Annotated in this window: 18 protein-coding genes; 8 read left to right on the top strand and 10 right to left on the bottom strand. The window is 66.8% G+C overall.

What is annotated here, in order from left to right; all coding sequences use genetic code 11:
• Nucleotides 1-113 precede the first annotated feature (113 nt).
• Both MNAB215_RS12610 and MNAB215_RS12605 read left to right on the top strand, forming a co-directional pair.
• Nucleotides 114-2,432 carry a hypothetical protein gene (locus MNAB215_RS12610; protein ID WP_245830286.1) on the top strand — a complete coding sequence of 773 codons (2,319 nt, stop codon included), beginning with the start codon at nucleotides 114-116 and terminating at the stop codon, nucleotides 2,430-2,432.
• 98 nt (nucleotides 2,433-2,530) lie between these two features.
• Entirely contained in the window at nucleotides 2,531-4,069 is a 1,539-nt protein-coding gene (locus tag MNAB215_RS12605; RefSeq protein ID WP_083746110.1) for a sensor domain-containing protein, read from the top strand.
• A gap of 242 nt (nucleotides 4,070-4,311) precedes the next feature.
• Here MNAB215_RS12605 and MNAB215_RS12600 read toward each other — a convergent pair whose 3' ends face one another.
• Entirely contained in the window at nucleotides 4,312-5,178 is an 867-nt protein-coding gene (locus MNAB215_RS12600) for an aminodeoxychorismate lyase (RefSeq protein ID WP_108637762.1), read from the bottom strand.
• A gap of 85 nt (nucleotides 5,179-5,263) precedes the next feature.
• Between MNAB215_RS12600 and ygfZ the strand changes: the two genes are divergently transcribed.
• A complete protein-coding gene (gene ygfZ, locus MNAB215_RS12595; protein WP_077079158.1) occupies nucleotides 5,264-6,352 on the top strand; it encodes a CAF17-like 4Fe-4S cluster assembly/insertion protein YgfZ in 1,089 nt (362 codons plus the stop codon).
• A 151-nt stretch (nucleotides 6,353-6,503) separates the two neighbouring features.
• Complete coding sequence (locus MNAB215_RS12590; RefSeq protein WP_077079157.1) at nucleotides 6,504-6,686, top strand: DUF3073 domain-containing protein; 183 nt, start codon at nucleotides 6,504-6,506, stop codon at nucleotides 6,684-6,686.
• Between the two features lie 65 nt (nucleotides 6,687-6,751).
• Here MNAB215_RS12590 and purM read toward each other — a convergent pair whose 3' ends face one another.
• From purM to MNAB215_RS12575, 3 genes are all read right to left on the bottom strand, one after another.
• Entirely contained in the window at nucleotides 6,752-7,846 is a 1,095-nt protein-coding gene (purM, locus tag MNAB215_RS12585; RefSeq protein ID WP_077079156.1) for a phosphoribosylformylglycinamidine cyclo-ligase, read from the bottom strand.
• Nucleotides 7,847-7,896: 50 nt separating this feature from the next.
• A complete protein-coding gene (gene purF / locus MNAB215_RS12580) occupies nucleotides 7,897-9,438 on the bottom strand; it encodes an amidophosphoribosyltransferase (RefSeq protein WP_077079155.1) in 1,542 nt (513 codons plus the stop codon).
• Nucleotides 9,439-9,577: 139 nt separating this feature from the next.
• Entirely contained in the window at nucleotides 9,578-9,967 is a 390-nt protein-coding gene (locus tag MNAB215_RS12575) for a sterol carrier family protein (RefSeq protein WP_077079154.1), read from the bottom strand.
• 106 nt (nucleotides 9,968-10,073) lie between these two features.
• On the opposite strand from MNAB215_RS12575, the gene MNAB215_RS12570 reads away from it, so the two are divergent.
• On the top strand, nucleotides 10,074-11,312 hold the full coding sequence (locus MNAB215_RS12570; RefSeq protein WP_108637761.1) for an HAD family hydrolase: 1,239 nt from the start codon (nucleotides 10,074-10,076) through the stop codon (nucleotides 11,310-11,312).
• A 63-nt stretch (nucleotides 11,313-11,375) separates the two neighbouring features.
• Here MNAB215_RS12570 and purL read toward each other — a convergent pair whose 3' ends face one another.
• Together purL and MNAB215_RS12560 are read right to left on the bottom strand one after the other, a co-directional pair.
• Complete coding sequence (gene purL / locus MNAB215_RS12565; RefSeq protein ID WP_165691638.1) at nucleotides 11,376-13,652, bottom strand: phosphoribosylformylglycinamidine synthase subunit PurL; 2,277 nt, start codon at nucleotides 13,650-13,652, stop codon at nucleotides 11,376-11,378.
• Between the two features lie 91 nt (nucleotides 13,653-13,743).
• Nucleotides 13,744-14,814, bottom strand: coding sequence for a phosphotransferase (locus MNAB215_RS12560; RefSeq protein WP_077079151.1), 1,071 nt, complete (start codon nucleotides 14,812-14,814; stop codon nucleotides 13,744-13,746).
• Between the two features lie 83 nt (nucleotides 14,815-14,897).
• Here MNAB215_RS12560 and MNAB215_RS12555 point away from each other — a divergent pair, with 83 nt between their 5' ends.
• The gene (locus MNAB215_RS12555) at nucleotides 14,898-15,485 is read left to right on the top strand and encodes a TetR/AcrR family transcriptional regulator C-terminal ligand-binding domain-containing protein (protein WP_077081966.1); all 588 of its coding nucleotides are present in this window, start codon (nucleotides 14,898-14,900) and stop codon (nucleotides 15,483-15,485) included.
• Here the strand turns inward: MNAB215_RS12555 and MNAB215_RS12550 are convergent.
• Complete coding sequence (locus MNAB215_RS12550; RefSeq protein WP_077079150.1) at nucleotides 15,479-15,826, bottom strand: VOC family protein; 348 nt, start codon at nucleotides 15,824-15,826, stop codon at nucleotides 15,479-15,481. The two genes, MNAB215_RS12555 and MNAB215_RS12550, sit on opposite strands and share 7 nt — an antisense overlap.
• Before the next feature lie 35 nt (nucleotides 15,827-15,861).
• Nucleotides 15,862-17,118 (bottom strand): M18 family aminopeptidase, encoded by a 1,257-nt coding sequence (locus MNAB215_RS12545; protein ID WP_077081965.1) that lies wholly within the window; start codon nucleotides 17,116-17,118, stop codon nucleotides 15,862-15,864.
• Between the two features lie 227 nt (nucleotides 17,119-17,345).
• On the opposite strand from MNAB215_RS12545, the gene MNAB215_RS12540 reads away from it, so the two are divergent.
• Both MNAB215_RS12540 and MNAB215_RS12535 read left to right on the top strand, forming a co-directional pair.
• Entirely contained in the window at nucleotides 17,346-18,365 is a 1,020-nt protein-coding gene (locus MNAB215_RS12540; RefSeq protein ID WP_077079149.1) for a Dyp-type peroxidase, read from the top strand.
• Nucleotides 18,362-19,162 (top strand): family 1 encapsulin nanocompartment shell protein, encoded by an 801-nt coding sequence (locus MNAB215_RS12535; RefSeq protein WP_077079148.1) that lies wholly within the window; start codon nucleotides 18,362-18,364, stop codon nucleotides 19,160-19,162. Before MNAB215_RS12540 ends, MNAB215_RS12535 begins: the two co-directional genes overlap by 4 nt.
• On the opposite strand, the gene MNAB215_RS12530 is transcribed toward MNAB215_RS12535, so the two are convergent.
• Together MNAB215_RS12530 and MNAB215_RS12525 are read right to left on the bottom strand one after the other, a co-directional pair.
• Nucleotides 19,159-20,871, bottom strand: coding sequence for an MOSC and FAD-binding oxidoreductase domain-containing protein (locus MNAB215_RS12530; RefSeq protein ID WP_077079147.1), 1,713 nt, complete (start codon nucleotides 20,869-20,871; stop codon nucleotides 19,159-19,161). The genes MNAB215_RS12535 and MNAB215_RS12530 overlap by 4 nt on opposite strands.
• A gap of 36 nt (nucleotides 20,872-20,907) precedes the next feature.
• Nucleotides 20,908-21,624, bottom strand: coding sequence for an SDR family oxidoreductase (locus MNAB215_RS12525; protein ID WP_077081964.1), 717 nt, complete (start codon nucleotides 21,622-21,624; stop codon nucleotides 20,908-20,910).
• Between the last annotated feature and the right edge of the window lie 100 nt (nucleotides 21,625-21,724).

The following is a 21,724-nucleotide window of genomic DNA, read 5'->3' as shown; positions in this document are numbered from 1 at the left end:
GGGCCCACCACGTTGCTTTCGGCCGCTCTTTTGCGTGTACTGTTCGACGTCCCAACAGCCGATATTCCAGAAAGGGAGGTCGGCGGATGCGTCCCAGGAGGACAGCCTCGCCCATGCTGCGCTGGGCCGTAACGGGGACCGGCCTGCTGCTGATCGCCTATTTGGCCGCGCTGGATTTGCGGCCCTCGATCAGCGACGGGCTACCGCCGGCACTGCGATGGTTCGGCCGGCCGGGATCCATGCCGACGCTCGGCATCGTTGTGGCCGTGCTCATCTGGGTATCCGTGCTGACGTTCCGCTCGAACAACAACCACCGGGTGGTCGGTGTTTCGTTCACCGTGATCGCAGCCCTCGTCCCCCTGACCGCAATCCTGGGACTGAGCTCCTACTGGGGATGTCATGACGCCAACCATCCGGCCGTCTTCACGCCCATGATGGCGACGGCCAGTCTGGTCAAGGGCGGCACCGGCGACTTTTCGGTCGGCGGGCGGACGTGCCCGAGCCCCACACCGGTCGGGCTGGAACTGGCGCGGATCGCCGCGCTGACGACAATCTTCACCGGACTGGGCGGCGTCGTCGTCGGCGCCTTCCGCTCCCAGGTGGACCGGCTGCGGGCCAACTTCGCCGAGTCCGTCACCGCCATCGTCGGAGTAGACGCCGATACCGAATCGATGATCAGCGGGGTGGCACGAACGCTGGATCGGCGCGGCACCCTGGTCCTCATCACCGGCGCCAGCGACGATCGCGTGCAACGCGCCCGCAGGCAGGGCGCGCGGGTGGTGCTAGTGGACTTCAATACCCCGTCCACCCTGGTGTCACTTCGGTTGTGGCGCCACCTCTCTCGGCTCTACCTGATGGCACCCGACCCAGCGGTCAACCTGATGTGGCTCGACCTCATCGGTCGTCGCCTCGCCGAGGTCGCCCACAAGCAGCGGTTGCCCCTCATCGTGCGGATGGACGACCCATGGCTGGCCCAAGCGTGGCGCGCCCAGCAGTTCGGCGGATCAGACACCCGATGGGCGGCCGACGTTGTCGGGAAATACGAGGTCACCGCGGGCAGGCTCCTCGACAGCATCATGGCGACAGGCCGAACACGGCGTGTATTCGTTTGCGGCACTTCACAATTGACGTTGGCATTGTGCGCAGACCTGACTCAACGCGCTCTGGAGCGTGACTTTTACACCCCGCCCGACGCGGCGCCGTTGCCCGCCCTCACGCTCGTCGAACGAGACGCCGACGAGTACCTGCGAGACCACGAGTTCTACCGCCAGCAGGCTGGATTCATGTCGGATGGCCCGACCATCGACGCGATAGGTGAGGCGCCGACGGTGCCGACCATGCTGAAGCTGATCGCTGATGGCGACGACCCCACCACCAGCGCGGTGATCTTCGTCGATGTCCACGCCGCGACAACCGCCGCCAGACTGGCCGCCCGCTTCCCCGAAATGCCCATCTACGCTTCGGATCTCAACACCAGCATCAACGACGACTCGATCCAGGTCGTCGGCCGGCTGCAGTCGTACTCGCTGGTACTCGACACCCAAGAGGGTCAGGTGCAGGACGCCTGGGAACGCGCAGCGAGGCTGATTCACGAGCGCTATGTCTCCACAATCGACCCGAGTTGGACACGGGGACCCGCATCGGTGCCATGGACCGAACTGCCCGAGTTCTACCGCGGGTCCAACCGACGTCAGGTGCGCAACGCGTTATGGATGGTGGAACAGATCGCGGGCCACACCTGGAACACCTGGGGCAGCCCGCCGGCGCAACTGTCCGGCAACGAAATGGCGGGGTTGCAGCCGTTGGAGCAGCTTGCGCTGATGGGCTTCGACCACTACTCCGCGATGAGCATGGCGCAAGCCGAACACGAGGACTGGTGTCGCTACTACCGCCGCAATGGCTGGAAATACGGTACGCCCCGGGATGATTCGCGCAAGATCCACGACAAGCTGGTCGACTGGTCGGTGGTCGAAAGCGACCCAGATCTGCTCAACGCCGCCGTGCGCAGCCTCGCCGGGACACTGTGGAGCTTGCGGCAGCTAGGTTTTCGGTCGCGTCCGATCTGGCAGTCCTTCGCCCGGGTCGGGACGGTGGCCGCCGAGCAGCGAAGTGCCCCTTGGACGTGGACGTCGGATTCGGGACACACCATGCGCGCCGGCGCCGGCGATTGGGCCGTGCAGGAAGACGGGAAAACCTGGTCGGTCCGCGACGATATCTTCCGGGAAACCTACGAGCCCACAGGCGATGGACGGTGGCAAAGAAAGGGACGTGTGCAGGCCCGCCCGGCCTATCCGGGCGAGACCGTCAACACGCTTGAGGGTCCCGCCGCCGCGGCCGAAGGCGACTGGGTTGTGCGGGGATCCACCGGCGAGCAATGGCCCGTTCCCGGTGACGAGTTCGCTCGCCGCTATACGGAAATTTGCGCATCGTGACCTTACTCAACACTGATACGGTATCGGCGCGTGTGCGTACTGGTCGCGCAGGCAGGATTTCACGCAGTTCTTTGCTCCTCCTCCCCTAGGAGACTGGGATGGCGCTGTTCATCAGCTACTCGAGCCAAGACAGGGCGACGGTTGACGCCCTGACGACCGCCTTGCGGCGCGGGCAGAACCAAGTCTGGTTCGACCAAGAGCTCGGCGGTGGCGATTCCTGGTGGGCCAAGATCCTCGAGCAGATCCGTGACTGTGAAGTTTTCATCGTCGCGCTATCGAGTAACTGGTTGCAGTCCAAGCCGAGCCAGGCCGAGCTCCGCTACGCCCAGGCCCTCAACCGTCCCATCCTTCCGGTTCGTATCGGCGAGGTCGACAGCATGCGGGTGAATCCGCTTGCCGCATTGCAGATCATCGACTACCGGGACCCGACCGTCGACGCCGGCATTCAATTGGTCACCGCGGTGCACCAGCTGCGCAGCAAGCCGGTGCCGCTGCCTGACCCGCTACCCCCCGAGCCGGCGGTGCCGTTCGGCTACATCACCCGGCTGGGCAATCAGATGGCCGAAAAGGAGCTCAGCCCGCAGCAGCAGATCCAGCTTTTGATCGAGCTGCGGTCCGGCTTCGACGAGGACGGCGACGACCCCAGCGCACGCGGCGACATCGCCCAACTACTGCGGATGCTGCGCCTTCGACACGACGTGACATACCGCACCCGAAGCGAAATCGACAACGTGCTGGCCGAGATCGAGGCCAAGGACGGGTCGTCGGCCGCGTCGGCGACGGGCAGTACGGCAGAAGCGGCGACGGTCGCCGCGACCGCCCCGGCGCAACCCAGCGCGTCCGCCGCGAGGCCCAGCGCCGCAGCCGCCCCCGCGGCCGGCGGATCGAACAAGCGGCTGATCCTCATCGGCGGGGCCGCACTGGCCGTCATCGCCGTGATCGCGATCGTCGTCGTCTTCGCTACTCAGGGCGGCAAAAAGCCGGCCCCCAAGGCCGGTGGCGGTTCGGTCGCAAATTCCGCCGTGAATTCGGCGCCGGGCTCTGCCGCCAATCCGGTACCGGGTTCGGCCCCCTCGTCAAAGCTGGCGTCGTATTTGCTCGGCGTCCCGGAGATCGGCAACATCCTGGCGGACCCAAACCTCGTCGTTTCCGATCAAACCGACCAGCTGCGGTCGGTGCGGGGAACGCTGTCGAATCCGGAGTGCCTCGCCGTTTACGAACCCATGGAAGAGGCGGTGTACAGGCCGGCGCCCGGCTTCACCGGCGCGAGCGGCCAGGCGGTACATACGCCCGGCGAGGGCCAGGTTCATCGGGTGTTCGAATCCGTTGCCGACTTCTCGTCGCCGGACCAAGCCAACGCATTCGTGCAGGCGTCTTCGGACAAATGGAAGGCTTGCGCCGGGCAATCGGTCACGATGACCTTCAACGGCAAGAAGAGCGACTGGCAATTCGGTGACGTTACAGGGGCAGCGCCGAAGATCTTTCAGGAGAGAACACAAGCGGACGGCAGAGTTTGCCACCACGGCCTGCACGCCACCGGCAGTGTGGTCATCGACGTGCTTGTGTGCGGTCCCCCTCCGGGGACTGGCGAAGCCGGCAAAATCATCGAGCAGATAGCCGCAAAGACGGGGCAATAAGGGCCCAAGACATGGATCGGCCCCCGAGCAATGCTCCCGGTTGGACAGACCGGGACGCTCGGGGGCCGGGTGGCTACGGGGAATTCGCCAGCGCGCGTCGATCGCCGACTCTTCCGAGCCAATGCAGCTAGCGCGTAGCCACCTCACATGTCCATGAAGCTATCAATTTCGCGGACCACCTCCTTCCCTGTGTACGGCCGACCGTACCCGTGATTGGGCGAGCCGACAACAGAATTCAGCGCTCAGCGATCGCTGACGATGGCCGCGTCGATCAGTTCGGCGAACTCCGTGGCGATCGGCGACCGGGGCAGTCGCTGACCATCGAGGGTGTGCACCCGCGCGGCGAGGGTCATACTCGACACTAGCCAAATCCCTTGCGCAGCAAGTAAATCCGCTACTCGCAACGGGTGGTAGTCACAGTCGTAGCCCTTGGCGCGGGCCACCTCGAAAAGGGCCTGCTGGGTGGTGCCGCGCAGGATCGGATACCACGGCGGAGGTGTCAGCAGGCAAAGGTTGCCCGCACCTTCGGAGTCTGTGGCGATCACCACAGTCGAGCGCGGCCCCTCCAGGATGAAGCCGTCCGAGCTGACGAAGATGACATCGCCGGCGCCCCGCTGGGCGGCGTGGCGCAAGGCGGCCATATTCACCGCGTACGACAGTGTTTTCGCGCCGGCCAACAACCAGGGCATCGCGTCGACACCGTTGGCGGGTAACCCCCGGTCCAGGGTGACCGCGGCCAAGCCGTCGCGCCGCACTGCCGTCACCCTCTCCGGGACCGGGTTCACCATCACGTACGCGGTCGGCGCCGGGTCGCTTTCGCGGCCCCGGCTGTAGATCAATCTCAGCGCACCTTCCGCAGCAGTGCCCGCAGCCCACTGCCGGGTTGCCAGGTCGATCGCGCGCCGCCAACCCGGAAGGTCGGGTTTGGGCAGGTCCATGTATTTGGCCGACTGCGTCAGGCGCTGCAGATGCGGCTCGACCAGACAAGCCGCGCCATCACGCACGAGCAAAGTCTCGAAGGCGCCGTCGCCGCGGACCGCGGCAAGATCGTCGGCGTGCAGCAGCGGGGTGTCCGGCGGATGTATTTCGCCGTCCAGCGTGACAACCACACCCGTCGGGCTCGACATGGACGACAAGCCTAGCCGCGCACTCCACGGTCCGGGCGGCCAGTGGGCCGGGCCGTAGAGTTGAGCTGTGAACGCAGTTCCCGCGCCCGATTCAGGGCCCGACGCCGGCGCGATCTGGCACTACGGCGATCCGCTCGGCGAACAGCGGACGGCCGAGACCGGCGGGGTGCTCGTCGACCGCTCCCACCGCGCGGTGCTGACCCTGACCGGCAAGGACCGCCAGACCTGGCTGCACAACATCTCGAGCCAGCACGTCAGCGGCTTGCCCGACGGCGCCAGCACGGAAAATCTCAGTCTCGACGGTCAGGGCCGCGTGGAGGATCACTGGATCCAGACCGAGCTGGGCGGGACCACCTACCTCGATACCGAACCGTGGCGGGGCGATCCGCTGCTGAGCTACCTGCGCAAGATGGTGTTCTGGTCCGAGGTCACGCCGGCCGCCGCCGATTTGGCGGTGTTGTCGTTGCTGGGCCCGCGACTGGCTGATCCTGCGGTCCTCGATGTGCTCGGCCTGGATGCACTGCCCGACGAGTTCGCCGCGGTCCCGCTCGCCAGCGGCGGCTTCGTGCGCCGCTTGCCCGGTTTCCCGGCCGGCCAGCTCGAATTGGATGTGCTGGTACCGCGCGACGAGTCGGCCGATTGGCAACAGCGGTTGGCGCAGGCGGGGTTGCGGCCGGCCGGGGTGTGGGCTTACGAAGCGCACCGGGTGGCGGCGTTGCGCCCGAGGCTCGGCGTCGACACCGACGAACGCACCATTCCGCACGAGGTGGGGTGGATCGGCGGTCCCGGCGCGGGAGCCGTTCACCTGGACAAGGGCTGCTACCGGGGGCAGGAAACCGTCGCGCGCGTGCATAACCTGGGGAAGCCGCCGCGGATGCTGGTGCTGCTGCACCTCGACGGTTCGGTGGACCGCCCTGCGACGGGCGATGCGGTGCTCGCGGGAGGCCGCAGCGTTGGACGCCTCGGAACCGTCGTCGACCACGTCGACCTTGGGCCGATCGCGCTGGCCCTACTAAAGCGCGGGCTCCCCGCCGACACCGAATTGGCGACCGGCGACCAGGCGTCGGTGGCCGCCGCGATCGACGCCGATTCCCTGCCACCCGTCGAGGGGGTTGGTGCGGGGAGGTTGGCCGTCGATCGGCTGCGAGGTCGGTAAGAGGAACTAGCGATTACGTCCGCCACAGCGGGCGGGGGGGCCGACGCCCGGGCGCGAGGCACGGTATTCTGTTGACAGGACGAAAACGACATCAGAGATCGGAGCCGCCTACTTGTTAGGCCGCTCCGTTATTGCGCGAGGGGGTCCCCCCATGGGCCGCGGCCGGGCGAAGGCAAAGCAGACCAAGGTTGCTCGAGAACTCAAGTACAGCTCTCCGCAGACTGACTTTCAGCGGCTTCAGGCCGAGCTGTCAGGATCGGAGTCCAGCGGCTCCGCGCCTGCCGACGGCGATGGTGCAGACGAGTACGAGGATGAGGACAGCTGGCGTCGCTAGCACCGCGCACCCCGCACGCCCGCGCCTGATGCGGTTCGCATCGGCTTTGCGTTAAGACAGATTCTTCAGAATCGTGGGTGTTGACCCACGAGTTTGGCTCGCGGGCCTTCTTTTCCACCTTTGCAGACCGTTCCCAACACCCAGCAGTCCAGGTGCCGGGCGGTGAGGATTGCCAGCGCTCGGTCCGTGTCTTCGGGCGCGACGACGGCGACCATGCCGACGCCCATATTGAAGGTCTTCTCCATCTCGACGCGTTCGACCCGGCCGCGCTGGGCGATCATGGCGAACACCGGGGCGGGTGTCCAGGTGCCACGGTCGATTTCGGCCACGAGACCATGCGGGACAACGCGCTGCAGGTTGCCCGCCAGGCCTCCGCCGGTGACATGGCAGAACGTGCGGACTTGAGTTTCGGCGGCCAGGGCCAGACAGTCCTTGGCGTAGATCAGGGTGGGCTCGAGCAATTCCTCGCCCAGGGTGCGACCGAACTCCTCGACATAACCGGCCAGGTTCATCCGATCGATTTCCAGCAGCACCGTGCGGGCCAACGAGTAGCCGTTGGAATGCAATCCGGACGATCCGAGCGCGATGATCACGTCACCGGGTTTGACGCGTTCGGGCCCAAGCACGTCATCGGCCTCGACGACGCCGACGCCGGTGGCCGAGATGTCGTAGTGGTCGGGTTCCATCAGCCCGGGATGTTCGGCGGTCTCACCGCCCAGCAGCGCGCAGCCCGCGCGCACACAGCCCTCGGCGATACCACTGACGATGGCGCTCACCCGTTCCGGCACGGTCCGGCCGACGGCGATGTAGTCCTGCAGGAACAGCGGCTCGGCACCACACACGACCAGGTCGTCGACGACCATGGCGACCAGGTCCAGCCCGACGGTGTCGTGCTTGTCCATCGCCTGGGCGACGGCGAGCTTGGTGCCCACGCCGTCGGTGGAGGCCGCCAGCAGGGGCTCGCGGTAACCGCTGCGCAAAGCGAACAGCCCGGCGAATCCGCCCAGCCCGCCGCGCACCTCGGGCCTGCTGGCCTTTGTCGCAAGTGGCTTGAACAAGTCGACGGCGCGATCACCGGCTTCAATGTCCACCCCGGCCGACGCGTAGGTGATGCCCTCGCTGCCCGGTTCTTCTGCGTCGCTCTTTCCGCGATCCGTCATCGGGCTAAAGGCTACCGGGCGGGACTCACGACGGGTATCGGCCGCCAGTGTTAGGAGCGGATGTCGGTCAGCGGGGGCACCGGGACCTCGTCGGCAACAAGGTCGCCCATTGCCGAGCCGCGCGCCGCATTCGCGAGCATGTGCTCGACGACGTTTTTGCCGAGCACCGCCTCGTTGGGAAGCGCGATCGGGTAGTTGCCGTCGAAGCATGCGGTGCACAGGCGCGAGGCCGGCTGTTCGGTCGCGGCGATCATGCCACGCAGGGAGATGTAGCCCAGAGAATCGGCGCCGATGGCGTGCCGTACCGCCTCGAGCATCTCTTCCTCGTCCTCGACCGCGTTAGCGATCAGTTCGGCCGGCGAAGGAAAATCGATGCCATAGAAGCAAGGCCATTTCACCGGCGGGGAGGCAATACGCACGTGCACCTCGAGGGCGCCGGCCTCGCGCAACATCCGCAGCAGCGCGCGCTGCGTGTTGCCGCGCACGATCGAGTCGTCGACCACGATGAGCCGCTTGCCGCGGATCACCTCGCGAAGCGGGTTGAGCTTCAACCGGATACCCAGCTGCCGGATGGTCTGCGACGGCTGAATGAACGTCCGCCCGACATAGGCGTTCTTCATCAGGCCCTGCCCATACGGGACACCGGACTCCTGGGCGTATCCGACCGCGGCGGGCGTGCCCGATTCCGGCACGCCGATCACCAGGTCGGCGTCCACCGGCGATTCGCGGGCCAGCCGGCGACCGATGTCGACCCGGGCGGCGTGCACCGACCGGCCGCCGATCGTACTGTCCGGCCGCGCCAGGTACACGTATTCGAAGACACAGCCCTTCGGGGTGGGGTTGGCGAAACGCGTGGACCGCACCCCGTCAGCGTCGATGGCCAGCAGTTCGCCCGGTTCGATGTCCCTGACGAACGACGCGCCGACGATGTCCAGTGCGGCCGTCTCGGAGGCCACCACCCAGCCGCGATCCAACCGCCCGAGCGACAGCGGACGCACCCCGTGCGGGTCGCGACAGGCGTACAACGTGTTCTCGTCCATGAACGTCAAGCAGAATGCGCCGCGCACGGTGGGCAGCAATTCGAGCGCAGCCTGTTCCAGGCTGGAATCGGCCGCACCATGGGCCAGCAGCGCGCCGAGAATGTCGGAGTCGGTCGTCGCCGGCGCCGGGCAGCGCTTGGCGATCAACCCGGCAGCGCGAGCCCGGGCGGCGAGCTCAGCGGTGTTGACCAGGTTTCCGTTGTGCCCCAACGCGACCCCCGTACCGGCGGCGGTGTTGCGGAACACCGGCTGGGCGTTTTCCCACGTGGTGTCGCCGGTGGTGGAGTAGCGGCAGTGCCCGATGGCGACGTGTCCGTGCATGGCCGCAAGCGTCTGCTCGTCGAACACCTGGCTGACCAGCCCGAGGTCTTTGAAGACCAGGACCTGTGAGCCGTCGGCGACGGCGATACCTGCGGCTTCCTGGCCGCGGTGCTGCAGCGCATACAGGCCGTAATAGGTGAGTTTGGCGACTTCCTCGCCCGGGGCCCATACCCCGAATACGCCGCATTCTTCGCGGGGTGAGTTCAGGTCTTCAGGTTCCTGGACGGTCACGGGTCGGCGGCTCCCTGGGGAACGAAGGGTGACATTTGGGAGTCTACGGGCACGACGCTCGCACCACCCAATCCTGCGGGCGTGTTGGGCGCCGAAAAAATTCGGCGTGTCACCCTAAACCTGCAGTTCAGAGTTAGTTTCAGCTGACGTCGAACAGCGGCAGCCAGTGGTCGATTTCACCCGCACGGGAGCCCGACAGGGTCAGCGCGCCGGTCGTGTGCGCCTCAACGAGCCGCGACAACCCGGTAACCAGCAACAGCCAGGTCCGCGGATCGGTCTCGACGACATTCGGTGGGGTGCCGCGGGTGTGCCGCGGCCCGGCAACGCATTGCACCGCCACAAACGGCGGGATCCGGACCTCGACGCTGGCGCCGGGCGCCACGGCGGCCAGCGTGCGGGCGGTAAGGCGCACCGCAGCCGCCAGGGCGTCGCGGTCTGGCGCAGGTCGGGAGCCGTCCCGCAACCAGTCCGCGAGGGCCAGTACCGCCTGGCGCGTCTTGACCGGATCGGCTCTATCCCGGGCGGCCATACCCTAGGGTCTCAAAGTCATGAAGCCTCGTCGCTCGGAACACTCTCCTGCACGGGGGCCGTCCGATCGTGCTGCGGCGTTCGTGCGTCGGCTGTCGACGTTCGCCATGGCCGGGGCCGTGCTGCTGGTGGCCGGCTGCGGCGACTCCGGCGATTACTCCCAGAGCGAGGACGCATCGGACAACCATTGCCGCACGGTGTCCGCCGATCCTGGCTGGTACGGCGACAACCGCGACCGGATCAACACGATGATCAGCAAACACGGCACCTGCGGCAAATTGGGTGCGACGACAGACGGTGCGCCGCTGGCGTTGTTCGACTGGGACAACACCGTGGTGCGGAACCCGATCAGCGACATGACGCTGTTCTGGATGCTGCGTAACTCCAAGGTGCGTCAACCGGCTGGCGGGGATTGGAGCACCACCAGTCAATTCCTCACGCCGCAGGCGACCAAGGCCTTGGCGGCGGCGTGCGGTGGGCTGGCGCCCCCGGGCGAGCCGTTGCCCACCGGCATCAACACCGGTTGCGCAGATGAGCTGGTGTCGATATATGCCGATCGCCAAACCCGAACGGGTACACCGGCATTCGGCCCCTATAACCATCGCCGCATGGAGCCCTCCGCAGCCTGGGCAGCCCAACTGCTGGCAGGCTGGACCGACGCCGACGTGACCGGGTTCGTCGAAGCGGCCCGCAAGGAGAGCCTGGACGCGCCCGAAGGAACCGAGCAGGCGGTCGGGAGCGGCCAGCGAGTCGGCTGGGTGCGCTACTACGCACAGATGCGGGAATTGATTACGACCTTGCAGGACAACGGGTTTGACGTGCGCGTCATCTCCGCGTCCCCGGAGCCGGTGGTGCGGGTATGGGCCGCCGAACTGGGCATCTCCGCCGATCGCGCGATGGGCACCCGCACCGAACACGACGGCGATGTCGTGACCTCGCGCCTGGCCCAGTGCGGCGGGGAACCATCCGTGCCATACAACGAGGGCAAGCGCTGCCGCGTCAACGAGCAGGTGTTCGGCGTCCAAGGGCCTGCGGCGTTCGACCAGCTACCCGAGCAACAACGTCAGGTGTTCGCGGCCGGCGATACCGATGGAGACGTCACCTTCATGGGGGATGCGACCGCGTTGCGCCTGGTGATCAACCGCAATCAGATCGAGATAATGTGCCGCGCCTACGCCAATCTCGACGGTCGCTGGCTGGTCAATCCGATGTTCATCAAGCCGCTGGGTGTGAGCCCGCCGTACCCCTGCGCGACACAGGGATTCGACCAGCCCAACGGCGACCAGACACCGCTGCTGCGGCCGGACGGCAGCGTCGTCCCCGACCAGGTCGACCGCGTCCACTGAACGGAGCCGGGGCGCAAATCGGCTGCCTTGCAAGCTGTATCGACGTCGCGGCGGTCGCCCGGCTCACCCGAAGAGCCGCGGCAGCACCGCCTCGGACGTTGTGCGCAGCTGGGCCAGCGACACCGTGAACAGATCCTGAAATTCCACCGCGTCCGAATCGCGATCGGCGACGCCGATGCGCACAGCCGGTAGCCCCCGCGCCTCGCACATCGACACGAATCTGCTCTCCTCGGTCCGCGGCACCGCGACCAGCGCGCGTCCCGTCGACTCGGAGAACAGCATCACGAACGGATCGGCATCCTCGGGAAGCACGATGCGACAACCGGTTTCACCGGCCAGGGCCGATTCGACGATGGCTTGGGCCAGGCCGCCCTCGGACAGGTCGTGCGCCGCCGATACCAACCCGTCGCGTGACGCCGAGCTCAGCACGTCGGCCAGCAGCTTCTCGCGGGTCAGGTCCACCGCGGGCGGTAACCCGCCCAGGTGGTCGGCGGTGACCTGCGCCCAGATGGAGCCGTCAAACTCGTCGCGGGTGTCGCCCAGCAGCATCAGGGTCTCCCCCGGTTCGCCACCCAGGCCGGTGGGGATGCGCCGGGCGACGTCGTCGAGGACCCCGAGGACGCCGACCACCGGGGTGGGCAGAATCGCGGTGGAGCCGGTTTGGTTGTAAAAGCTGACGTTGCCGCCGGTGACCGGAATCCCCAGGGCCACACAGCCATCAGCCAGCCCCCGCACCGCCTGCGAGAACTGCCACATCACGCCGGGGTCTTCCGGTGAACCGAAGTTGAGGCAGTTGGTCACCGCGACCGGGGTGGCACCGGTGACGGCGACATTGCGGTATGCCTCGGCCAGCGCCAGCTGCGCACCGACGTAGGGATCCAACAGCGTGTAGCGCCCGGAGGCGTCGGTCGACAGCGCGATCCCCCGGCCGGTGGACTCGTCAATGCGCAGCACACCGCCGTCGGCGTGCTCGGCGAGCACGGTGTTGCCCCGCACATAGCGGTCGTACTGCTCGGTGATGAATGCCCGGCTGCATAGGTGCGGACTGCCAAGCAGCGCAAGCAAAGTCGCGCGCAGTTCGGGGCCGGACGCGGGCCGGGGCAGGCCGGCAGAAGTGTCCGCGTTCAGGGCGTCCTGGGATTCGGGGCGGGCCAGCGGCCGCTGGTAGACCGGACCCTGGTGGGCCACCGTACGCGGCGGCACGTCGACCACCGTCTCGCCGTGCCAGGTGATGCGCAGTCGGTCGCCGTCGGTGACCTCACCGATGACGGTGGCCAGCACCTCCCACTTGCGGCACACCGCCAGGAACGCCTCGACGTTCTCGGGTGCGACGACGGCGCACATGCGCTCCTGCGATTCGCTGGACAGGATCTCGGCGGGCGTCATGTTGGCAGCGCGCTGCGGCACGGTCTCAAGCTCGACGCGCATGCCGCCGTCTCCTGCGGACGCCAGTTCTGAAGTAGCACAGGACAATCCGGCACCACCGAGATCCTGAATGCCGATCACGATGCCCGCGGCGTACAACTCGAGGCAGCACTCGATGAGCACCTTCTCGGTGAACGGGTCGCCGACTTGCACCGAGGGCAGCTTCTTGCGGCCGGGACCGCCGCCCTCGTCGCCGCCGAAGGTTTCCGAGGCCAGCACGGACACGCCGCCGATGCCGTCAAGTCCGGTGCGGGCACCGAACAAGATGATCTTGTTGCCCTTGCCCGACGCGAATGCCAGGTGCAGGTCCTCCTTGCGCAGCACCCCGACACACAACGCGTTGACCAGTGGGTTGCCGGCGTAGGACGCGTCGAAGACGGTCTCGCCGCCGATGTTCGGCAGGCCGAGAGAGTTGCCGTAGCCGCCGATTCCGCGGACCACACCGTCGAGCACCCGGCGGGTGTCCGGCGCGTCGGCGGCACCGAACCGCAGCTGGTCCATCACCGCGACCGGTCGTGCGCCCATGGCCATGATGTCGCGGACGATGCCGCCCACGCCGGTGGCGGCGCCCTGATACGGCTCGACGTAGGACGGGTGGTTGTGCGATTCCACCTTGAAGGTCACGGCCCAGCCGTCGCCGATGTCGACGACGCCGGCGTTCTCGCCGATACCGGCCAGCATGCCCGCGCGCATTTCGTCGGTCGTGGTCTCGCCGAAGTAGCGCAGGTGCACTTTGGAGGACTTGTACGAGCAGTGCTCGCTCCACATCACCGAGTACATCGCCAGCTCGGTGTCGGTGGGCCTGCGGCCTAAGATCTCTCGAATTCGCTGATACTCGTCCTCTTTGAGGCCCAGCTCGCGAAAAGGTTGCGGCTGGTCGGGCGTCGTAGCGGCGAGTTCGACGGTGTCAACCACGTGGGTGCGCGCGCTGGTCCCGGAGACAGTCACGCACACAGTCTAGGGCGGCCACTCCCCTGAGCGGCCACATGAAGCCGACGGGCCGCGCCTAGCCGGTGATCTCGGCCAGCGCCGAGGACACATCGAGGTCGGCGTAGGCGAACGAATACCGTTGCGCCAGTGCGACCGAGACGTCCGTGCGCTGCCACTCGCCGGCGCTGGCGGTCACCAGCCACAGCGTCAGTCCGTGCGCGACCGACGCCCGGTAGCGCAGCCAGATCTCGTCGGCGCCGGGCAGCTCGTCGGCCGGCAGCCCCAGCGAGTCGCGGTATTCCGCCAGCAGGTCGCGCTCGCTGCGGCGGCGATCCTCGCCGGTCAGGGCGCCTTGCAGGAAGTAGCCCAGATCCAGCGACCAGTTACCCCGCCGGGCGACCTGCCAGTCCAGGAAACCCACTTCCCCGTTGGGCAGCAGGTAGGTGTTGCCGATGTGGGGGTCGCCGTGCAGCAGGGTCTGCGGCGAGGTCGTCAGCGTCGCAATGTAGGGCTTCCAGATCGAATCGATCAGCTCCTCGATGGTCAACGATGTCACCTCCGCGGGGGCGTCGGCACCGAGGCGTTCCAGGGCGGCGGGCAGCGGTGCTGCTTGCATGCCTTCCCACGGCAGGAACGGTTCCAGCCATCCCAGGGCCGGCTCACGCAGGACGCGTTCACCCCAGTAGCGGCCGTGCATCCGGGCCAGGCCGCGCACTCCGGTGGCGGCCTGCTCGACGCTGTAAGGCCGGGTGCCGTCGCGGGGATCGGCTCCCCGCGCGGTGAGATCCTCCATCACCATGACGAAGTCGTAGTCGGGCTCGTCGATCAGCGCGGTGTGGACCGCGGGGTGCTCAAGTGGCAAATCCACGCCGCAGGTGAACAGTCGCGGCTCGTGAAACATGCCGCTGGTCAGCCGGATCAGTGCTTTGTGCGCCGGGTCGGCGGCCTTGACGAAGACGGTCGCCGGGCCGGCACCGGCCTGGTAGGTGACGCCGAGCCGGGCGCGCCGATTGGTGCCGTCGTCGCGCAGCTCGACGGTGACCGCATCGACCGCGACACCGGGGAAGTCCGCGGCCAGGGCCGCCGACATCCATTCGGGCGTGATCTCGTCCCAGGTTTTCGGCACCGACAACGAGGGAGCACTCACCGGCTAGTCCTTTCCTAGAAACGACACGTATCGTTTCCTAAATGTCCCCGATGAACGTAGCCCAACCCACCCGTCAGCCGCCAGTGCCCGACGAACGGGTTGGCCGGCCGCGCGATAGCCGGCTGCATCGCGCGATCCTGGACGCCACCCGCGAACTGCTGACGACCGGCAGCTACGCCGAACTGTCGATGGAAAGCGTCGCGGCCCGCGCGCAAGTGGGCAAGAAGACGCTGTACCGGCGGTGGTCGTCGAAGGCCCCGCTGGTCGCCGAGACGGTCTTGGATGCCTACGGCGGCTCGGGGTCGTTCCCCGTTGCCGCGAGCGGAGACGTGCGGGCCGATCTCCGGTCCTGGCTCAACGAACACGCCGAGTTTTTGGCCGAGCCGGCTAACGCCGCCCTAGTGCGAGCTCTCGTCGCCGCTGCGGCCGCTCGCCCGAGCGACGGCGAGGATCTCTACCGCCAGTTGAGTGCGCCGCAGCTCGCGGGGTTGACGACTCGGCTCCGCCGGGCCGTCGTCGACAAGGAGCTGCGCTCCGGCGCGGACGTCGATGCCGTCGCTCAGGCTTTGGTCGGGACGCTGCTGTTCCACGCGCTGACGCGTCCGGGTGCCGGCGCGGGCGGATTCGACGGGCTCGTCGATGCGCTGCTCGACGGGGTGTCGAGTTACTGACCCGCTACGCAGAATGCATTGCCTTCGGGGTCTGCCAGCACGACCCAGCGAAAGTTCTCGCTGAACTGGTGCCGGCCTACCTCGGTGGCCCCCGCAGCTGTCAGCCGCGACACTTCGCCGTCAACGTCCTCGGCACTGAAATCGAGGTGGATGCGATTCTTTCCCGGCGTGGGATCGGACACGTTCTGAAATCCCAACCGCGGCCCGTCCGGCCGCGTCACCGCAACGAATTCACCCGGAATCATTTCCTGCGTGGTGCCGCCGAACTGGGCGGCCCACCAGCTGGCCAGCTTCGCGGCATCGCCGCAGTCGAACGTGACCATCTCTACTTTGAGCGTCATACCGGTCGACTCTAGGCGCGCAGCGATCGGCCCGACTATTGCGGCGCCAAAAACGATTGCAGCGCAGCGGAATAGGCGGCGACGTCGTGCGCACCCATCAACTCCCGTGCGGAGTGCATGGCGAGCTGCGCGGCGCCGACGTCGACGGTGGGGATTCCGGTCCGCGCCGAGACCAGCGGCCCGATCGTCGATCCGCACGGCAGGTCGGCCCGGTGCTCATAACGCTGCAGCGCAACCCCCGCTTGCTGGCACGCGAGGGCGAACGCGGCCGCGGTGCGTCCGTCGGTGGCGTACCGCAGATTGGGATGCACCTTGAGGACCGGGCCGGCGTTGACCTCGATCAGATGACCGGGCTCGTGTCGCTCCGGGTAGTTGGGGTGGGTGGCGTGTGCCATGTCGGCCGACGCCAACAGCGACGCGGGCAGCCGCCGCAGGAAGTCTTCCCGGCTGCCGCCGGCGGCGAGCACGATCCGCTCCAGCACGGTGCCTAAGAGGTTGGACTGCGCGCCGTGGTCCGACGACGAGCCGACCTCCTCGTGATCGAACAGCACCAACACGGGCACGCCGCTCGACGGCTGCGTGGCCAGCAGCGCCTCCAGGCCGGCGTAGCAACTCGCCAGGTTGTCCAGCCGCGGAGCACTCACCAGGCTGGCGTCGGCACCGATGACCGACGACGGCGTCAGATCGTGCGTCATGAGGTCGGCGGCCAGCACATCGGTCGGCGCCACACCTGCGCGTTCGGCCACGTAGCCCACAAACGAACTCACTTCGTCGCCAACGCCCCAGACCGCGTTGACATGTCGCTGCGGGTCCAGCGTCAGCGACTTGCGATCCTCGGCCAGGTGGATGGCCAGCTGCGGCACCCGCAGGATCGGATCGTCGATCCGGACCAGCCGAGCGGTGACCGCGCCGCCGTCACGCACCGACAGCCTGCCGCTGATACCCAGGTCGCGGTCCAGCCAGGAGTTGAGCCACGCACCGCCGTACGGCTCCAGCGCGACGACCCGCCACCCGGCGACCACCCGATCGGGGTGTTGTTTGACGCGCAGGTTGGGACTGTCGGTGTGTGCGCCGATGATCCGGAAGGCGCCGCGCACGTCGGCGGCGTTCCAGGCGATCAGTGAAGCCGCGCGAATGGTGAAGTAGCGGCCCGGTTCGGCGGGCCACGGGTCGGCTTCGCGGAGTTCGGTGTATCCAGAGGCGATTAGTCGGCCGGCCACCGTGGCGCAGGCATGAAACGGAGACGGAGAAGCGTCGATGAATTCGCAGAGGCCTGCGGCGCTGGCCGACATGTTCACCATCATGGCTGTCCGTGACCCACGCAGTTCGCGCTGGGTCCGTATTGCGCGGCTCCTTGCTCGCGGACTTCCTGCGCTCGCCGTCGCCGCGCTGGGTCCGTATTGCGCGGCTCCTTGCTCGCGCACTTCCTGCGCTCGCCGTCGCCGCGCTGGGTCCGTATTGCGCGGCTCCTTGCTCGCGCACTTCCTGCGCTCGCCGTCGCCGCGCTAAGGTCACCAAGGTGTCTCCGGTTCAGCCGCAACCCATCCTCACGCCGTTGACGCCTGCCGCGATATTCCTGGTGGTCACCATCGATGCCGGCGGCGAGGCAACCGTGCACAACGCACTTCCCGACATTTCGGGGCTGGTGCGCGCCATTGGCTTTCGCGACCCGACCAAGCATCTGTCGGTGATCACCTCGATCGGCGCCGAGGCGTGGGACAGGTTGTTCGGTGGGCCGAGGCCCGCCGAACTGCATCCGTTCGTCGAACTGACGGGGCCGCGACACACCGCGCCCGCCACACCCGGGGATCTGTTGTTCCACATTCGGGCCGAGAGCCTGGACGTATGTTTCGAGTTGGCCGGCCGCATTCTCAAGTCGATGGCCGGCGCGGTGACCGTCGTTGACGAAGTGCACGGCTTTCGGTTCTTCGACAACCGCGACCTGCTGGGCTTTGTCGACGGCACCGAAAACCCGGACGGCCCAATCGCTGTCAGCGCCACGGCAATCGGCGAGGAGGATCCCGACTTCGCCGGAGGATGCTACGTGCATGTGCAAAAGTACGTGCACGACATGCAGGCTTGGGATTCGCTGTCGGTCACCGAGCAGGAATTGGTGTTCGGTCGGAGCAAGCTCGAAGACATTGAGATGGACGACGACGTCAAGCCCCCGAACGCGCACATTGCGCTCAACGTGATCGAAGACGAGGACGGCAACGAGCTCAAGATCGTGCGAGCCAACATGCCGTTCGGTGAGGTCGGCAAGGGCGAGTACGGCACGTATTTCATCGGCTATTCGCGCACGCCCGGGGTGACCGAGCAGATGCTGCGCAACATGTTTCTCGGCGATCCACCCGGCAACACCGATCGCGTGCTGGACTTTTCCACCGCGCTGACGGGCGTGCTGTTCTTCACCCCCACTGTCGACTTCCTCGACGATCCACCGGACCTGCCCGCGCCCCTGGAGACAGAGCCGCCGGCCTTACCCGCCGTGGGCCCCGGCTCACTTTCGATCGGCAGCCTGAAAGGAACCCCTCAATGACGAACAACCTCTACCGCAATCTGGCGCCAGTCACCGACGTCGCTTGGACCGAAATCGAATTGGAGGCCACGCGGACGTTCAAGCGCCACATCGCGGGGCGGCGGGTGGTCGACGTCAGCGAGCCGGGCGGTCCGGTCACGGCGGCGGTCAGCACTGGCCGGCTGATCGACGTCGAGGCGCCGACCGACGGCGTGGTGGCTCAGCTACGGGATAGCAAACCGCTTGTCCGCCTGCGGGTTCCGTTCACGCTATCCCGTGTTGAAATCGACAATGTCGAACGAGGGGCGCAGGACTCCGATTGGGATCCAGTCAAAGCCGCCGCCAAGAAGCTTGCCTTCATCGAAGACCGCGCGATCTTCGAGGGCTACGCCGCCGCGTCGATCGAGGGCATCCGCTCGGCCAGCTCGAACAAGCCGCTGACGTTGCCGGCGGATCCCAGCGAAATCCCGGACGTCATCACCCAGGCGATCACCGAACTGCGGCTGGCCGGCGTCGACGGACCCTACTCCGTGCTGCTATCGGCCGACGTCTACACCAAGGTCAGCGAGACCACCGCACACGGATATCCGATCCTCGAACACATCGACCGACTGGTTCCCGGCGACATCATCTGGGCCCCGGCCATTGACGGCGCCTTCGTGCTGACCACCCGCGGCGGCGACTTCGACCTTCAGCTGGGCACCGACGTGTCGATCGGCTACCTCAGCCACGACGCCGACACCGTGCAGCTGTATCTACAGGAGACGCTGACCTTCCTCTGCTACACCGCCGAGGCGTCCGTCCCGCTGAGCCTCTAGAGGTCCAGCACCAGGTCACTGGATGGAGCCGCCGAGCAGATCAACACGGTTGATGGAGCTGGCGGCTCCAGCGGCGTCTGCACGTATGTCGTCGTACCGGCCACCACTCCGGTCTCGCACACGTGACAGACTCCGCTCCGGCAAGCAAACCGAGTGGGCACATCACACGCTTCGGCCAGATCCAATATGTTGCCGTAGTCCGATGACCAGTTGACGGTAAGTCCGCTGCGGGCAAAGGTGATTGACGGTCCGGTCCCCAACTTTCCGGACGGCGGGTGGGGTGGCCGACGCGGCGCTTCGTCGACGATTCCGGGATTGATCGGCGGCAATGCGCCGAACAGTTCGCTGTGGATGCGGGCGCCGTCCAGCCCAGCCCCGGTGAGCGCGTCGCGCATATCAGTCATGAATTGAGTTGGGCCGCAAAGGTATGCGTTGGCACCAGGCGGCAGACCCAGCGCCGCGATTGCCGACTGGTCTAGCCGTCCCCGCGACTGCGTAAAAATCACGAGCTGCCGAGCGTGCGGCAACGAGTCGATCAGAGCCGTGACTTCAGCTGCGAAAGCTTGGGTTTCGCGATTCCGGGTGGTGTGCAGCCAGCAGATCTCGCGGGTGCTTCGAGCGGCCGACAACGCGTGCAACATGGCCAACACCGGAGTGATCCCAATTCCCGCAGAGATCAGCACCACCGGATCGGTGGCGTCGGTGAGATAAAAGTCGCCACGGGGGGCGGCCGCCTCGATCACGGATCCGGTCTCGATGTGGGCGTGTATCCATTGGCTCACCACGCCGTCATCTTCGCGCTTGACGCTGATACGGTATTCGGCCGCGACGGGGTCGCCCGATAAGGAATAGCTGCGCAGTGGTGTCGGCTCGGCAACACCGGGGAACCGCACCGTCAGGTACTGGCCCGCACGTGGCGGTGGCAACGCGCCGCGGTCGTTGGCCCGCAGTCGGATCGACATCACCTGCGGGCTCTCGTGGTGTACGGCGATGACCAGCAACGGGCGGAATCCGTCCCACCCCGGCTCGACTCCGACGGGCGGAGCTGGGTTGATCGTTGCTGCGTCGAGCGTGTGCAGCATGTCGTTGAACGATTGTTGCCAGCCGGGGCTCAGTGCGGGGACGTCGACGATCTTGCGGAGTTGATCGATGTCGCGGCCGGGCAGATACAGCAAGGCGTCGACGTCGGCGACGCTGAGTTCGTGAGGGCCACGTCGGGTCCGCACGATGTCCTCGCCGGGACGCACGTGGCCCTCGGTGATGACGCGAAGGTAGAAGCCCGGACGGTGCTGGGCGACAAGCAGATTGGGCATGTCAGGTTCGCCGAGCCGAAGGCCGACACGAAAGCAGGTGACCCGCGGTTGGGTGACCTCGAATTCGGCGTCTCCAATGCGGTATCGATCACCAATGCAGACTTCGGCATCGGCGAGCCCGGTGACGGTGAAGTTCTCCCCGAAGTGGCCTGGGACCAAGTCGTCGCGATTCAGGTAGCTCTTCCAGAAGTCGTAGGACTCGGTCTGGTACACCATGACAGCGCGCTGTTCACCGCCGTGGCCGGTCAGGTCGCCTTGGCCGTCGCCGTCGATATTGAGCCTTCGCACCATAACCGGCCCCTCGACGGGGGTTTTCCAAACGCCGGTGTGCACTGTTTTGTCGCGCCATCGCACGTTCTTGGGCATTCCCACGTTGACCGATACAAGCCTGCCCACTGCGTCTCCTTGGGGACTTAGACCTCGCGGAGAAGCCTAGGTCAGCGGTTCGCCGCCGTCGACCTTGAGCGTCATGCCGGTCATGAAACTATTAGTCATTGCAAACAACACCGCGTTGGCGATGTCGTCGGGTGTTCCTATCCGCCCGACCGGATTGCCGGCAGCGATGTGCTCGAAGTACTCCCGCTTGCCGTCCGCGCCGAGCCCGTCCCATGCGCCGGTGTCGATCACGCCGGGCGAAATCGCGTTGACTCTTATCGGGGCGAGTTCAACGGCCAACCAGCGGGTCACGAAGTCGACCGCGCCGTTGGTGATGCCCACGCCCAGATAACCGACGTTGTGTTTGAACGCATGGACCCCCGAGAACAACACGAACGATCCGCCCGGATTAATTTGTGGGGAAAGGTATTTCGCCAGCATCGTGGGCCCGATCACTTTGGTGTCGAATGACTGCTGGAGGTTGCCGCGCTGCAGGTCGGCCAAGTTGCCGCGGGCGCGCGCCGACGCGGTCGACACCACGTGGTCGACGGACCCCACCCGCTCGGCAAGTGCGGCGATGGACGCGTCGTCGGTTAGGTCGACGGCCTCGGCGCTGATGCCGGGGTCCTCGTAGGCGCTGGCGAGTTTGCTCCGATCGCGTCCCGCCGCGATCACCCGCGCGCCCTGAGACCGCGCGAGCAGGACGATTGCCCGCGCGATGCCGCCGGCGCGTCCCACCACGAGGACGGTCTTGTCGTGCAACGTGTTAGCCACCCGCACTCCTTCAAAATGGGACAGCCCGCCCAGAATAATGGGCGCCCGGTCGAGTGGTCAACCTATTGCAGCCCGCCGATTGGGGTGCATAATGGGATAT

It is taken from the genome of Mycobacterium numidiamassiliense (assembly GCF_900157365.1).
Classification (GTDB): domain Bacteria; phylum Actinomycetota; class Actinomycetes; order Mycobacteriales; family Mycobacteriaceae; genus Mycobacterium; species Mycobacterium numidiamassiliense.
The sequence above is the reverse complement of the archived record's forward strand: the minus strand, read 5'-3'. Positions and strand labels throughout refer to the sequence as shown.